This is a genomic window from Thalassoroseus sp. (assembly GCF_984380535.1).
Map to the genome: position 1 here is coordinate 134,902 of NZ_CFHRBF010000007.1, position 15,881 is coordinate 150,782.

The 15,881-nt window shown below is 54.6% G+C and carries 9 protein-coding genes; 3 read left to right on the top strand and 6 right to left on the bottom strand.

The genetic code is table 11. The annotated features are described in order from the left end of the window. The first annotated feature begins 4 nt into the window (after positions 1 to 4). From AC5DDB_RS11165 to AC5DDB_RS11175, 3 genes are read left to right on the top strand one after another with little or no spacing between them, the layout of a single operon-like run. Positions 5 to 1,633 carry an efflux RND transporter periplasmic adaptor subunit gene (locus tag AC5DDB_RS11165; RefSeq protein WP_491739805.1) on the top strand — a complete coding sequence of 543 codons (1,629 nt, stop codon included), beginning with the start codon at positions 5 to 7 and terminating at the stop codon, positions 1,631 to 1,633. Beyond that, positions 1,633 to 2,364, top strand: a complete 732-nt coding sequence (locus AC5DDB_RS11170; RefSeq protein WP_491739806.1) for an ABC transporter ATP-binding protein — start codon at positions 1,633 to 1,635, stop codon at positions 2,362 to 2,364. The genes AC5DDB_RS11165 and AC5DDB_RS11170 overlap by 1 nt, the downstream gene beginning before the upstream one ends. Next, a complete protein-coding gene (locus AC5DDB_RS11175) occupies positions 2,357 to 3,499 on the top strand; it encodes an ABC transporter permease (RefSeq protein ID WP_491739807.1) in 1,143 nt (380 codons plus the stop codon). Before AC5DDB_RS11170 ends, AC5DDB_RS11175 begins: the two co-directional genes overlap by 8 nt. A gap of 153 nt (positions 3,500 to 3,652) precedes the next feature. Here the strand turns inward: AC5DDB_RS11175 and AC5DDB_RS11180 are convergent, their stop codons facing one another. The 6 genes from AC5DDB_RS11180 to AC5DDB_RS11205 all read right to left on the bottom strand — a co-directional run bounded on the left by AC5DDB_RS11180 (position 3,653) and on the right by AC5DDB_RS11205 (position 15,738). Beyond that, entirely contained in the window at positions 3,653 to 4,939 is a 1,287-nt protein-coding gene (locus AC5DDB_RS11180) for a DUF1501 domain-containing protein (RefSeq protein ID WP_491739808.1), read from the bottom strand. A 74-nt stretch (positions 4,940 to 5,013) separates the two neighbouring features. After that, the gene (locus tag AC5DDB_RS11185; protein ID WP_491739809.1) at positions 5,014 to 8,802 is read right to left on the bottom strand and encodes a DUF1553 domain-containing protein; all 3,789 of its coding nucleotides are present in this window, start codon (positions 8,800 to 8,802) and stop codon (positions 5,014 to 5,016) included. Beyond that, the gene (locus AC5DDB_RS11190) at positions 8,765 to 10,201 is read right to left on the bottom strand and encodes a DUF1501 domain-containing protein (protein WP_491739810.1); all 1,437 of its coding nucleotides are present in this window, start codon (positions 10,199 to 10,201) and stop codon (positions 8,765 to 8,767) included. Before AC5DDB_RS11190 ends, AC5DDB_RS11185 begins: the two co-directional genes overlap by 38 nt. Continuing rightward, a complete protein-coding gene (locus AC5DDB_RS11195; protein ID WP_491739811.1) occupies positions 10,191 to 13,424 on the bottom strand; it encodes a DUF1553 domain-containing protein in 3,234 nt (1,077 codons plus the stop codon). The genes AC5DDB_RS11190 and AC5DDB_RS11195 overlap by 11 nt, the downstream gene beginning before the upstream one ends. Positions 13,425 to 13,426: 2 nt before the next feature. Next, positions 13,427 to 15,130, bottom strand: coding sequence for a FecR domain-containing protein (locus AC5DDB_RS11200; protein WP_491739812.1), 1,704 nt, complete (start codon positions 15,128 to 15,130; stop codon positions 13,427 to 13,429). After that, positions 15,127 to 15,738, bottom strand: a complete 612-nt coding sequence (locus AC5DDB_RS11205) for a sigma-70 family RNA polymerase sigma factor (RefSeq protein WP_491739813.1) — start codon at positions 15,736 to 15,738, stop codon at positions 15,127 to 15,129. Before AC5DDB_RS11205 ends, AC5DDB_RS11200 begins: the two co-directional genes overlap by 4 nt. Between the last annotated feature and the right edge of the window lie 143 nt (positions 15,739 to 15,881).

Sequence of the window (15,881 nt, forward strand, 5' to 3'; positions counted from 1 at the left end):
GCTGATGATGTCTTCTCCCGTTGATCTTCGAGAACTAGCGATTGACCGTTCTGGTGTCGGCAGGCGGCCAAATCTCCGCGGACGACGACAACTGCTAACCCGCTACGTGTTGCCGTTGGTGTTGATTCTCGGTTTCCTTTCGTTAGTCACGTGGGCATCGTGGGACATTGTGTTCCCGCCTAAGGGCGTCACCGTGATGCCTGTAATCTCGACGACTGCTGATGTTCAACGGGAAGGTACGCCGTTATTCAAAGCCGCTGGTTGGATTGAACCACGACCGACACCGGTGCGTGTTGCCGCGCTCGCACCGGGCGTTGTGGAGAAACTTCTGGTCGTCGAAGATCAACAAGTGAGATTCGGCGAACCGGTTGCCGAGCTCGTTCGGGACGATGCCAAACTCGCCTACGACCGAGCCCTCGCAGACTTGAAGTTACGTGAAGCAGAGGTCGAGGAGACGAGATCCCAACTGAAGGCCGCCAAAACGCGATTTGCGCAACCGGTTCACTTGGAAGCGTCGCTCAGGGAAGCGGAAGCAGCACTTGCACGGACGGAAACACTGCTGAAGAATTTGCCTTTCGAATTGCAACGTGCCATCGCCGATCAGGAAGCGGCGCAACAAGACCACAACGGAAAAGTGACATCGCAGGGTGTTGTGGCCCAGGTCAAAATTGATATTGCCAAAAGCAAGCTGACTTCGGCCAAATCGTTGGTCAGTGAACTGCGTCAGCGAGAAGCGTCTCTAAAAAACGAGCGTGATTCCTTATCGAGTCGACGAGATGCCTTGCTAACCCAATTGGAACTTCTCGTCGATGAGACACAAGCGGTCGAAGCGGCGACAGCACAAATGAAGGCTGCAGAGGCACGTGTCGAACAGGCACGTGTCGCGGTAGCCGAGGCGAAGTTGCGGTTAGACCGAATGACGGTCACCGCGCCAGTCGACGGACGAATCTTCCGCTTGATTGCTCATCCCGGAGCACGGATTGGTGGCGGAATGACCCAAATGGCCGGGCACGACGGCAGCACGGTAGTCACGATGTATCAACCCGAGAAACTACAGATTCGGGTCGATGTGCGATTCGAAGATATTCCTAAGGTGACGTTAAACCAACCCGTCGAAATCGACAATCCAGCTCTTGAAGCCACGCTAGTCGGGCAAGTGCTTTTCGTCAGCTCTGAAGCTGACATTCAGAAAAATACGCTCGAGGTGAAAGTCATCATTCCTGATCCGCCAGCCGTGTTGAAGCCCGAGATGCTGGTGGATGTCACCTTTCTTGCTCCGGAACAATCCGATCGACTCAAAGAACCGTCTGAAGAGTTGAAGCTGTATGTTCCTCGCCAACTCGTCCAGCAGAGTGAAAGTGGATCGTATGTCTGGGTCGCGGATCAATCGGAAGGCGTGGCGCGTCGAGTAGCCGTTCAATCGTCTCACCCAGCATCGGGGGCTTTGCTTCCAATTGATCAAGGGCTCAATTCTACCAGTCGTCTCATCGTCAGCGGTGTCGACGGTCTCGAAGATGGTCAACGGATTGAAGTGACTGGGGAAGATTCTTCTTTGGCTGTCGGCGGCCCGAGTCGTAGCGAGAACGCAAAGAGTCTATTGTTGAATCGAATGCCCGAAAGAACGGATGAATAATGGCTTTGATCGAGATTCGAAACGTCACGAAAGAATACCGCAAAGGTGGTGAGTCGATCACGCCGTTGGATGATGTGTCGATGGATATCCAGCAAGGGGAATTCATTTCCTTGATGGGAGCCAGCGGTACGGGCAAATCGACTTTATTGAATCTGATTGCAAGCATCGATAAACCCACCCGAGGGCGAATCGTGATCGACGGTACCGAGATCACCGGACTCTCCCGCAAGAAACTCGCAAATTGGCGAGCGGAAAACCTGGGATACATCTTTCAGACACACAACTTGATTCCGGTACTGACGGCCTACGAGAACGTCGAGTTGCCCTTGCTTCTGCTACCGATGTCACGGAGCGAGCGACAGAAACGCGTCGAGATTGCGTTGCAAGCGGTGGATTTAATTGACCGGGCCGACCATTACCCACGTCAGATGTCTGGTGGTCAGGAACAGCGGGTCGGTATCGCCCGAGCTATTGTTGCTCATCCGAAAGTTGTTGTGGCTGACGAACCGACCGGCGACCTCGACCCAGAAACCTCGAAGCAAATTCTTGATCTGTTGGGCCGACTAAATCAACAACTGAACGTCACATTGCTGATGGTCACCCACGACGCTGAAGCCGCACAAATTGCCCATAAACAATTCCAACTCGACCATGGGAAATTGGTGCAAACAGGCGGCGAACTGTTCGAGCCAGTCGTCGCTGAGACAACGTGGGAGGGAAGCCATGATTAAGTTTCTTCCGTTGACGTTGAAAACACTATGGCGACATCGCTCACGAACCCTTTTAACAGTTAGCGGATCTGCAGTCGCCTTATTTGTGTTTTCTTTTGTTGGATCAATCCAAGAAGGCATGGACGACTTACAACGTCGGCAAGCTGCGAAAGGTTCGCTGGTTACCTTTCAAGCGAACAAGTTCTGCCCGGCTACGAGTCATCTGCCACAAGATTATGAACGGAAAATCGCCAGTCTCGACGGCGTACGAGAAGTTGTGCCGGTTCAGGTTTTTACGAACAATTGTCGGGCTAGTCTCGATGTTGTCGTCTTTTATGGAATCCCGCCGCAGAAACTGCAAAAGGCCCGCGACTTCAAACTGGTGTCCGGGAGTTGGGCCGACTTTGAAGGGCATCAAGATGCGGCCGTTGTCGGTCAGGCGGTGTCTCGTCGTCGTGGTATTCAGGTTGGTGATAAGTTTTCGATCGGTGAATTGAGTGTCAACGTTGCAGGGATCTTTAGTAGCACTGACCCTGCGGAAGAGAACTATATTTATTCCCATTTAGAGTTTCTTCAACGCGGCAAAGGGATGAACCTAGTCGGGACTGTGACACAGATCGAAGTACTACTCGCCAGCGGTGTTGACCCCGTTGCAAAGTGCAAGCAAATCGACGAATTGTTTCGAGGCGGTCCGATGGAAACTGATACTCGACCAAAAGGCGTCTTTCAGGCCAAAGCGTTGGGCGACTTGGCCCAGTTAATCGAGATGGCTCACTATCTCGGGTACGCCTGTGTGGGGCTCGTGTTAGCGCTTGTTGCGACTACAACTGTGATGTCAGTTCAGGATCGAATCAAAGAACATGCAGTCCTACAGACTCTCGGTTTTTCCGGGCCGAAGGTGTTCGGGCTTGTTATGACGGAGAGTCTGATTCTAAGTGTTGTCGGGGGCACGATTGGCGTTGGTGCTGCGATGCTAATGTTGGCAATTAGTAACCTCTCGGTCGGTGCCGAAGCTGTGACAATTGCGTTTACTCCGTCCTTGTCGCTTGCGATCGCTGGTGTTTTGATCTCAGCGGCGACAGGAATCCTCGCCGGAGTCGCGCCAGCATGGCACGCCGCACGAACCGAAATCGTACCTGCCCTCCGACAAGCCTAACCGCGGTGATGGTCTTCTGCGTCCGAGATATGAAACGATCTCAGACGCAAAAACCTTGCGGCGAACGAACCTTACCGGATCGCCAAACTTTTCACCTTCTAAAGAAGTATCAGGCGATAAGCTTCTATGGAAACTCAGTATCAACGCTGTTGCTTACGTCAATAGTTTCGCGATCGGTGTTCCGCGATCGGTGATGGGTACGGGGCGGTCGCCGTCGTAGAGGTTCTTGTGGTAGTCGATTCCAAGAGCTGCGAAGATTGTGGCGAAGAAATCAGGGACGCCCACCGGGTCCGCAACGATTCGTTTGGCGAGATCATCAGTCTGGCCCCATGCACCACGATGCGACAAACCGCCGCCGGCAAGTACGCAACTAAACGCCGAGCCTTGGTGGCCACGTCCTCCGCCACTATCGAACTCGGGTGGACGACCAAATTCGCTGGTGATGACAATGAGTGTCTTGTCGAGGAGTTTCTTCTTTTCAAGGTCGGTGATTAACGTCGAGACAGCCGTATCCAATTCTTGAATCAGTTTGTGCTGATTGACGATCCCGCTGTTGTGAACGTCCCAGCCGGATCCGTTCAAGAAGTTCAAATTGTGACTGACTTCAATGAACCGCACACCACGTTCAACCAACCGACGGCTGAGCAGGCAGCGTTGTCCGAACTCGCCCCCGTAACGGTTTCGCAAGTCATCCGGTTCGCCGTCGAGTTGGAAGACACGATTGAACTTGGGGCTGCTCAGTTTCAAGCTTTGTTGAATCGTGTCATCGTAGTCCTGCAATTGAGCGACTTCGGTCGCGCTTCGACTTTTGCGAAGTGTCGCGAGGAACTGTTCTCGGCGACTTTGCCGGGCGTCGGTGATACCGTCCGGCCGGGAGAGACCTGCTGGGCCTCGGCCGGTTTCCGTGAGATATAGATAACCGTACTTGGCTCCGAGAAAGCCTGGACCGCGGGTGACATTCGGATAACCGATGAGAACATACGGCGGAGCGGCTTCGTTCATCGGACCGCGTTCGTGGACGACCAGCGACCCCAACGATGGATAGGTCACCGTGCCACTGATCGCACGCCCGGTGTGCATCCGATTGGTCGCGGCGGCATGCTCGTCGATGACATCATGATTCACCGTGCGAACAGCCGTGACTCGATCCATGACGTTCGCGAGATTTCCCAGATGCTCGCAGACTTGAACGTTATCGACTGCAGTGTCGATTGCGTTGTAGTAAGCGCCGGGCTTTCTAGTTTTCGGGTCTCCCTTGGCTTTCGGATCGAAGGTGTCGATCTGGCCCATTCCACCACCCAGCCAGATCGAAATCACATGCTCAGCTTGTCCCCGAAGCAACGGTTGTTGTTCAGCCGCCCGAGCGAAGATCGGGAGACTCAGTGCGCCGGTAGTCGCGGCGGCTGTGCCTAGGAACTGACGTCGAGACGTTCTATCCATTCGAGATTGTCCTTGTGTGGTTTGGACGAATTTTACTAGTGCAGTAATAGAACTCTTTTGAACCGCGATACGGCTTAAGGGACCCAGACGAAATCACGGTCGTTGACGAGACTCCAGATGACATCTTCATACACCTGCCGCCATGAAGCACGAATTCGCGGATCGACCGCCGGTCCTCGCAGCACACGGCGTTGCCATTCTTCTTGAATCTCGTTGGCTTCGGGCACCAAGTGGTTGGTCCATGTCGCTCTCGGCAGTGGTGGCAGCGGTGTCGGTCGTTGGACTTGGTCTTTCGGAAGAATGCGATCTTCGAAACCGGCAGCGAGTGCGGGAAGAAAGTCGGCTTGTTCGTTCTTATTGGGGTATCGCGAACGGAACCGTAGGAACAGCGATTCCAATAGTTCTTCGGGAGATTCGGCCTCGATTGCCAGTTCCGCCAACTCGCTTTGATCCGCTGCCCGCGTCAGAGACATGGAAAGTGTGCCGTTGGCGAGAATTCCTGGTTGCAGCACGTTCGGATCGGTCTCGCGTTCGACGATTGGCTGTTGTCTGGTCCCGGTCCATCCAAATGCCTCCAGCACATCGACGATCGGCTGAGCCCGTGGTAGCGATAAACTTGGGCGGTCGCGTTCGTTGTTCAGTCCCGCGAACATCCACGATCGTCTTGGCCAACCCAAGGTTTGACGCGAGTGTATCGGTTCGGCACCGTCATGCGTGAATGTCAATTCTCCAGTATTCATCCGGCGACCCGTTGCGGCAAATAGCGAATCCACCACCTGTTCCGCCGTGAGTCGTCGTGGATCGGGAGCATTGAAGAATCGTTGGTCAGCCGACGCTTGCTGGTTCCGACCAACGGCCTTTCGCTGGTAAGCATCGGACGTCATGATCCGCTGCAAGACGTGACGCAAATCGTAATCATTCCGAACAAACTCCGCGGCTAACCATTTCAACAACTCGGGATGGCTCGCCGTTTTCCCTTCCCAATCGTTAACGGGTTGGACGAGTCCGGCTCCCATCAGACGATTCCAAATTTGGTTCACAATCACCTGCGGAAATCGCTCGTTTCGCGGGGACGTGATCAAAGCGGCGAGACGCTCGCGGGTATCCGTGGGTTTCTGCATGATGGCGTCGATATGCGGTCCATCATCCACACCGGTAAACGATGCAAACGGCCATTTCGGTACGACCTGCACGCCAGGCTTCAGGGTGACCTGAATGAGCGATTCGCGACCGATGCCTTCGAAGAACGCATCCGGGACACGGCTGGTTTTAGGAGGAGTGAGCTGCTTACGATTCAACATCGCAGCGAGCGAGTACAGGTCTTCCTGCGTTGTGCTGTGATACGGCGAATCATGACAACGGGCACACTGCAATTCGATGGCGAGAAATGCCGATGCCACAATGTGGCCTTTGGCAGCCATTGGGGAATCGTTTTCGCCGGCCAACCCAAATCCTGCGCTACCGCCTTCATGAGCGCTGCCACGCATGAGGATCAACTCTGTCACCATGCGGTCGAACGACTTGCCATCACGCAGGGATTCGTAAAGAAACCAGCGAAACGGACCCGTCGAGTTGAGCGATTGATTCAGCAACGTGGGATTCTCGGCCAACAAGTCCATCCACAAACTGACCCAGTGGTCTGCATAGCGGTCGTCTTGCAAGAGCCGTTCGATCAGCTTGTCTCGTTTGTGCGGATCGTTGCTTGCGAGAAAATCCCGAGTTTCGTCTTCGGTCGGTCCGACTCCGACAATATCGAGATAAACCCGACGCAAAAATGACGCGTCATCCACGATCGGTGCCAACGCAACCGACTCGGCTTCTAACGGTGGTTGCGGCCATTTGGCCCCATCTTTGACCCAGGCTTCCAAAGTGGCGATTTGCTCTTTCGTAAGTCCATCTTCGGTCGGTGGCATGTCACCGGCCCGCACACGAACGATGAGTTCACTGCCATCGGGATCGCCGGGCACGACAGCGGGCAGTTCCGAATCTCCCTGGCCCAACACACCCGCCCGGGAATTCAGTCGCAAACCGCCCTGCTCCTTCTCACCATGACAGCGGAAACAGTGTTCACGCAGAATCGGTAGTACTTGAGTGTGGAAATGCTGGGCTTCTTTCGCGTCTGTCTTCTCCGCTTGACGCGCGGCCGCTGAAATCTTCTCGGCAATGAATTGATCAACCGGATGCACATTGGATTGTTGAACCGAGACGTTTTGCGTTGCCAGTGATTCTCGGGCAAGCTGATGTCTGCGTTCCCAGTATTCGTCTTGCGATGTCGCTGCGGCACGTCGGGTTGCGTCTTCAAAGGATACTAGAGACGACTCGATTTTCCGCAATTCCGATTCGACGGCTGCGTCGGTCAGTAGCAATGAAGACGAGGGATTGCCGGTTAATACGAATAGCGGCCCTTCACCTTCCGGTTGCATGGCCACACACACTTCACCCGACTCCGTGCGATCACCATTTCCACCGACGAGAAGTTCCAAAACGACTCGAACTTTCCTTGGCCCGGCTTGGTTCGCCGCGGGAATTTCGAATTCGGTGAAGGCTTCCTGTTGGGGGAACGGTAGCAGACGTGCGTTCTCTACGAGTGGCTTTGGGATCGGGACAATCGGTTCCAGGTTACCGCCCCGATTACGAACGGTTTTCGTTCGATGGACGAGTTTCCCATCGATCCACAAGCGACTTAATGAACGAACTCTCGTGAGAAATCGATGTTGGCCAGCCGGAAGTTCCACGTCACCCGCAATGCGTAGCAGCAGCGGTGCCTGCCAACTGGTGCGGATTCCCCAATCGTCGTACCGCACTGGAATTCTCGGCAGCAAAAATGCATCGCCGTACCAGCGTGTCGTCTCGTTGGGCCAAGATTCGCTCTCGTACAGCCAGCGATTTCCCGCCGGCATACTTTCGCTGATTTGGTAAAGAACTTTTCCCGGAGGGATATCGCCGAGGTCGGGCATCACTTCTGGTGCGAGTCTAACGACACGTTCTTTACCGACGCGTTTGAACCGGTCGGCAAGTGTTTTGTCGTCTAACACTCGACGATGGATTGCAACCGCATCCAGCATGCCCGCGAACCTTTCGCCGATGCGAACTTCGTCATCGTCGACCACGGGTGGCTTCTTGGTGGGCCCACCCATGTCCCAAGTGCCATCCGTCGGTTTCCCGTTGACCCAACCACGGATCGAATCCGGTTCTCCAAACTTGTAAGTGACGGCGATATGATGCCAACCTGTCGAAACGGGAAAACCATCCTTTGATGTCCAGCGATGCCAATGCCGATCACTGCTTGCCAATTTCGATGCAAACAGAAAATTGACTCGTGCTTGGCCCGCTTGCCCCATAATTCGCAACGCCCAGTTTTGGTTGTCGCGAGCAAATTTCGGCGATGTCGTGCGGCCTTTACCGATGATGTATTGCGGTTGCCCGTTCTGGATATTGCTTGGATTGACCCAAGCTTCCAAGGTGATCGCGTCGCCATTGGTAAAGTCGAATTTGCTCTCGGGCCCGGTATCCGAAATCGAGAGAAAACCGGAGGCATCCAGCTTGATTGCAGTGTTCGCTGGGGATAACTCGGGAAACTCCGGTGGGCGTGGTCCCGCTTGATCGCGTTGCACACTCCCCCGTACACGAATCGGAGTCGTTTCTTCGGTGTCGAAGTCCCAGCGGGCGACGTCATCTGTGTGGTGGTCGTCTTGAGCGACTGCGGGGTGTACGAGACAAAGCAGCGCACATGCAGCGATGGCAGCGAATCGGCTTGGCATTTTCGGAGCTTCGGTGGGATGAACGAGTTGAGTGTGGGCGAGATGTCGTGGGGTGGGCGACGACTTACGAGGCAGCAATATCTTTGAAAACTCGACCTTCATTCTGATCGATTCGTTCCGGGCGACCTTTATGGACGAACACTAATTTCTTGTGGTCCAAGCCCATCAAATGCAAAATCGTGGAATGGATGTCATGAACGTGCAGGCGGTCCTCGACGGCGTGGAGTCCCACTTCGTCGGTCGTTCCGTAGGCTCGGCCGCCTTGCACACCACCACCGGCCATCCACATCGTAAATCCTGTGGGGTTGTGATCGCGGCCATCGCCTTTTTCGCTCATCGGCGTGCGTCCGAATTCACCGCCCCAGACGACTAAGGTTTCGTCTAACAACCCGCGTTGTCGCAAGTCTTTCAACAGGCCCGCGACCGGCAGATCCATCCCGCCACACATCCGAGTGTGATTGGATTCGATGTTGGAGTGCGCATCCCATTTGCTACCTGCACCGTGATAGCATTGCACGAACCGAACGCCACGTTCGACCAACCGACGAGCCATCAACAGATTGCGTCCGTAGGGAGCGGTTTGTTTGTTGTCGAGTCCATAGAGCTTTTGCGTTGCTTCCGATTCTTGGGACAAATCGACCGCCTCGGGAGCATGCGATTGCATCTGGAACGCCAACTCGAAACTGCGGATGCGTGCATCGAGATCGGAGTTGTCCTCACGCGTGGAAGCATGCTGCTGATTAAGCTGTTTCAGAAAATCGAGTTCCATGCGTTGTTGCGGTGTGGCGACGTGCTTCGGTGGGACCAAATTGGCAAACGGCGGCCCTTCCTTTTGCATCGTCGTTCCCTGATAAACCGCCGGCATGAATCCCGCACCCCAATTGCGAGCGCCGTTGATCACCCGACCGCTGCCTTCTTGCATGACGACAAACGCGGGCAGGTTTTCGTTCTCCGTTCCCAAACCATAAGTCACCCAACTTCCCAGCGACGGGCGGCCGGCGAACTGCGAGCCGGTGTTCATCTGGCAGATGCCGCCTGAGTGGTTGATGCCGTTGGTCCAGCAGGATCGAATGACAGCCAACTCGTCGGCCATTTCCGCCGTATGGGGGAGCCAATCCGAGATCCACAGGCCCCCTTCTCCATGTTGTTTCCATTTCCGTTTGGAGGCCAAGATCGGCGAATCGAACTCGCCCATCGCGGTGATCACCCGACCGAAACTTTCCGGGATCGGTTTCCCCGCTAACTTGTCTAGTGCCGGCTTGGGATCGAAGGTGTCTAAGTGGCTTGGTCCGCCATCCATGAAGAGAAAAATGACACTCTTCGCGCGTCCCGGCCGATTGGCCAGCTTAGCCGCCAGCGACGCAGGAGCGGCACGCTTTGCCGCTTCCGCAGACTGCTGGGGCAACATGCTGGCTAATGCCAAAGCACCAAAACCACCGCCGGTCTGCGTGAGCAGTTCGCGACGCGACAACCTGTTGTCGATAGAATGATTAGTCAACATAGATCATCTCGTTGGAACAAAGGATTGTATGAAGCAACGCCACACGAGCACGATCGCGGGAAGACTGCACGTCCGCATTGGCGAATTTGACAACTGCATGTCGCTTATGACCAGACTCATCGCGACCTAACTGGTCTTCGTTAGAAAATTGCAGGTCGAACAGCAACCGAGAATCGATCTCGTCACGCTTTTGCGGAACGATATTGACGTTCTGGGTAAATATGTCATCACTGTGCAGAGCAGCCTGATGCAAACGAACGTTATGGATCAAGCCGTCCCATGTGTGATGTTTGGATCGTCCGCCGATTTCAATCGAGCGATCGGTTTGCACATTCCAACGGGCTTGATGAGCAACGTGGGCAACTTGCGGTTTGGCATTCGGTACGGAGAGGTCTAACAAGTAAAAAGTGATGCCCGACTTCGATGCGTCGTCCAGGTCGATCGAAACCGCCACGCGGTACGGCTTATTCAAATCGAGCCGGAGATTGGAAGCTACGACTTCATACTCGGGTTTGCTTTCCTTGCTGTCTCGCGAACCAATGAGTTGCAAGATGAGATTGCGTGGCTTGTAGGCACTCTTCGTCGACGTCACCCCCAACGACCAACCACGGTCAGAGTTTTTACCGGTCCAATTCGTTGCAATCGTGCGAACCGAGGCATCAGGGTACAGCGAACGCAGCATCACGGTGGCTTCGAGTGTGAAGTCGCCAGTTTCAGGCTCGTTCTGCAACTCGTTGATTGGCGGAACTTGAATCGAGGTTGGTTGTTTCGGGTCGAGTGTGATTGCCGGTCTGCCGTCAGGAAGTTTGGCCAATCGCTTCGGTTGTTTCGCTTCCGGTGTGATTGATTCATAAGCGTGCAGAAACGATTCGGCTTGTTGAAGTTCCTCGTGAGTCGGTTCGCGGAAATACGCCTTTTGATACGCGGCTCGAACTAACGCTTCATTGCTGTCGGCCGAGCTGCGTGTCACCATTGTTTTGGCGCGATCATGCAACCAGGGATTGTTCATCATCAACAGCGATTGAGGAGCGGTCGTTGTGCGGTATCGCTTGCACTGACTCTCCACGCGATCTGGAAAATCGAAGGCCGCCAACAGCGGATCGAGGGCATTGCGTTTGACCGTTTTATAGATGGCACGTTTCCCCGAACTAAGTTCTCCGCTAGCCGACAAAACACAATCGTGGATTTCCTCGCCAGAGAGTCGGCGAGAGTTCATCCGCCATAGTAAAACATTCTGCGGATCGAGCGTTGCGTAGTTTTGATCGCTTCGTTGTTCGGAAGATTGGCGATACGTGGCCGACGTGAGAATCAGACGGTGAAGCTTCTTGAAACTCCACCCGTCCGCCATAAACCGCCGTGCGAGCCAGTCGAGTAGTTCGGGATGCGACGGCGGTGTGCCGAGTTGCCCGAAGTCGCTGCTGGTATCGACAAGTCCGCGACCAAAATGTTGTTGCCACACGCGATTGACAATGACACGAGCCGTCAGCGGGTTGTTTTCGCTAGCGATCCAACGAGCCAATGCAGTCCGTCGGCCAGTCGATTGCAAGGCTTCGTGAGGCGGTTCGATCGTTGCCGGTTCCCCATCCAAGATGACCGGGAACGCCGGTGCAATCGGCGACGAATTCGGCATATCGGGAATGACTGTTGGCGGAGCGATCGGCCCGACATCGCTAGCCACAAACTTGACCGTCGGCAACGGTTTCGGTTTGAGATGGTCGAACTCGGCCAACTTCTTTCGCAACTGTTGACGTTCCGCTTCCAGCGATTTGTCCAACCACTCGGGCAGCTTTTCAGGATTCAGCACGAGTTGGTTCATCGTCAGCGACGCGATCTGATACTGATAAGGACTGATCTCATGACGCCGACTCGAAACGAACGATTGAATCTCCTTGGTGAATTTATCGAATCCCTGCCCGCCGGCATGTTTCAACAATGCGGGTGTTTCGATCTCGTGGAGTCGTTGTCGAATGTCCTCCGTCGCCGCTTCCCAGATGCGTTGTTGTTCCAGATATTTCGCTCGTGTTTCGACATCGGCCACCGGTTGGTCTTCCCGTGGAAGCAGCGGTTCGAAGAAAGCTCTCAGACCGTAAAAGTCTTTTTGCAACAGCGGGTCGAACTTGTGATCGTGACAGCGGGCACACTTCAGCCCTTGCGCCAAAAACACGTCGGCTGTCGTTTCTGTGACGTCATTGATAATTTGCGCCCATTGACCTTCGACATCTCGTTGGTTGTATTCGTAAATCCAATGTCGCAGGTACATCGTGCCGATTAACGCATCCCGGTTACCCGGGTCAATTTCATCACCGGCCAACTGTTCCATCACGAATCGATCGTATGGCTTATCTTGGTTGAATGACCGGATGACATAGTCTCGGTAATGGTGTGCTTCGGGACGGGCGTGATCCGCGTTGTAGCCGTCGGAATCGGCGTAGCGGACCAGGTCGAGCCAGAACCGTGCTTGATTCTCTCCGTAGGCGGGGTCGTCGAGCAATTGGTCGATCAGGGTTTCATACCGGTCCGATGCCGCCGTAGAAGACGTTGCCGCGAGGGACTTTGCCAGTTTCTCGGTTGGTGGCAAACCTGTGAGGGCAAAGTGAACTCGGCGGGCAAGTTGGCTGAGTTCCGCCTCTGCGGATGGTGTCATGCCTTCGCGGGTGAGTCGGTCGAAAATGAAGTGGTCAATTTCGTTGCGACACCAACCCTGGTCGTCGACATCGGGCACGGGCGGATTAGCGACCGGTTGATAACACCACCAGTCGCGATCTTTCTCGGTAATCTTCGGAGTCGGTTTGAGCACAAGACCGTTGGGCCACTTCGAACCAGCGGATACCCACTCCGTGATTCCTGCGATCACTTTCTCGTCCAATTGCTCGGTCGGTGGCATCTCGAACGATTCGTAACGTAGCGCTTCGAGCAGCAAGCTTTCATCGGGCTGACCGGGCACAATCGCCGGACCGGAGTCGCCACCTGCGAGCAGACTTTCCAACGATGTCAGTCGCAGTCCGCCTTCTTGTTTCGTCTCGCCATGACATTGAATGCAATGACTGACCAACGTCGGACGGACGAACTTTTCAAAAGCATCGCGTTCCTGACCGAACGTGTCGGCGGCCAACACGATACTGAAGATCGCGACGAATGAAACAAAACATGAGCCGAGTTTCCGCTCTGAAACATCAGACCGGACTACGGACCCAAGTTTGAATTGGTTCTGTGTATCTCGCATGTTTATTTTATCTCCGGCAGACCGGCTACGAACACCGGATCAACACGGTGCCCATCGTCTAATGCGTCTTGAAAGAATAAACCGTCGACCGTCTCACCATTACGATATCCAAGGTCGGACAAGTCAATCCCAACCGCCAATCCCCGGAATCTCACGCTCTGTTGCTGCGATGTATATTCGCGTCCATCGAGTTGACTGGGCGATTCGACCGATTGACTAATAAAGTGGACATAGAAGTTCGTTAGGTCTTGAGCTTCCGTCGACTCCATCGTGAGGTCGTACTTTCGAATCGTGTGAGACTTTAGCCCGTCACGAAACGACAGCGGACTGACGTGAAACGCATCCCCTTCCGAGGGGTTCACAAACGTCTGCAGTTCGAAGAACACAACATCCGCACCCGGGCCGTTGACGACCGGCCGTTCGAAGCGAACCGCCATACCCGGTGTTCCGTTTTCACCCGTCATGACGGGATCGGTCGTGAGTGGTTCGTGGCTGCCATCGGGATTGATCACACCGGTCACCAGGCTGGCATCCGATAGAAAATCCAATCGCGACGCAGGCAATAACTCGTTGCCGCACAAAAACGCACGAGGCTCTGAGCCTTTGAACCAAGTGACCCGTGTCGAAATCAACTCTTCGACAGGGAGCCGATACACGTTTCCGCCGCGCTGAACGGTCACGCTTTTCAGGTTCTCGGCACCGCCGTCTGAAGCCTGCAAGGCTTCATAAGAGATCACACGGTCCGGCAACTCGTGTCGATAGAAACTGGCATCAAAATCGACCGTATCGGTATCAAGTGTGCCCCGATCAACGAATCGCCGTGCTTGCCCTACTGTGAGTCGCTTGTACGATCCCCCATCAACTGACTTCGGACTTTCTTCAGAGGGTGGACTGTTCCGGCCGGTATCGTAGACGTCAGCCGCACCTTCGATGACATGCACTTCGGTTTCGCTGGTTTCACCGACATAGACGGTAAATCGCGTTCCCCGGTCGATGACACGAGTGACCGGCGTCTCGACCCGAAAGCCTTCGGCCCCTGCCGGTGCATACACGGAACAATTGCCAACGTCCAATGCCAGGCTGTCGTTGGATGCAATTCGAAAAACAGCCGGACCTTCCAAAATTGCTGAGGCCCCGGTGGGAAATGCAACTTTGATCAACCCGCTCATCAACACGTATTCACGCTGCAAAGTCAACGTGGAGCCAACAGGCGGCGACAATTCCCCGAAGAACTTTGCCTGTGCAACGCTGGCCAGCTGTACGTGACTTCCGTCGATCGGGCCAAAATTCGGCCGTGAATCGTCGGTCACAGTCTTCGTTGGCGTGGAAGGCCAAACGGCCCATAACACTCCTGCAACCAGAATTAACGAAGTCGTCATCCAGAACCAGCGGGAGGATGCTCGATCGGTATCTCGTTGTTCCTGGGGGATGTTGACTCGTTCGACCGTCGACATCACACGACTGACAAACTCGTCCTGTCCATCCGGCAATTCAGCGAGGGTCTCGCGAACAAACTCATCCTGTCGCGTGGGGTCTTCCGCGGCGATCAGTCCTAACAGTCGATGCGTTTGCAACAGATCAACCGCTTGTGTGACGAGGTTCGAGTCGGTCGCTAACAACTGACGAAGACTCTCAACACCACCCTCGTCCAACTCCCCTTCGAGATAGTCGGTCCATAATTCGGCAAAACGATCCTGATCGTTCACGATCGACCTCCTTCAGCGGCCGCCATTCGAGTCTCGACGCAGCGTTGAAGTTTCTGTCTGATCTTCCAGAGCTGTTTTTTGACGGCCGGTACCGATCGCCCGCAACGTACCGCCATCTCTTCGAGTGGAATCTCAATATCATAACGCCAAGTGATATAACGACGCAGATCATCGCCAAGCGTGTTGAGACAGCTTTCTAGATGCTTCAGCCGCATGGTCCACATCTCGGGTGGATCCGCACTCCGTCGATCCAGTTCCCGTTGGAGCAAATCGGGGCCGTACCGAGCATGATAATCGGCGATCCGCCGCAATCGTGTGGTTTCGGTCTGCAGTTGGTAACGAGCGATTGTGAACAACCATGCACCGAAGTTTGTTCCAAGTTCGAACTCGTTCAACCGCGAATACGCCGCCACGAAACTGCGTTGAGCGATCTCGTCGACGTCCACTCCCAATGGCACATGAGCAGCCAACCACGCTCGTAATGGACGCTCAAATCGACGCAAAATCACCTCGAACGCACCCGTTTCGCCTTGCGAAACACGCCGTAGCGCTTCGTCGACTTGGGAATCATCACTCGTCGGTTTTTCGGTCATAGCTATTATGGACATGGCAGTTCCCTCGACGAGGTTACCCCCAAATCGCGACATTTTTGTCTGCTTTTCCACCACAACCGTCCCCAAAGCATCACAAACACAATTCGATGGACGTTTTGGAGGGGAATCCGTCCGGTCTGTCACGCTTGTGCTGTAAT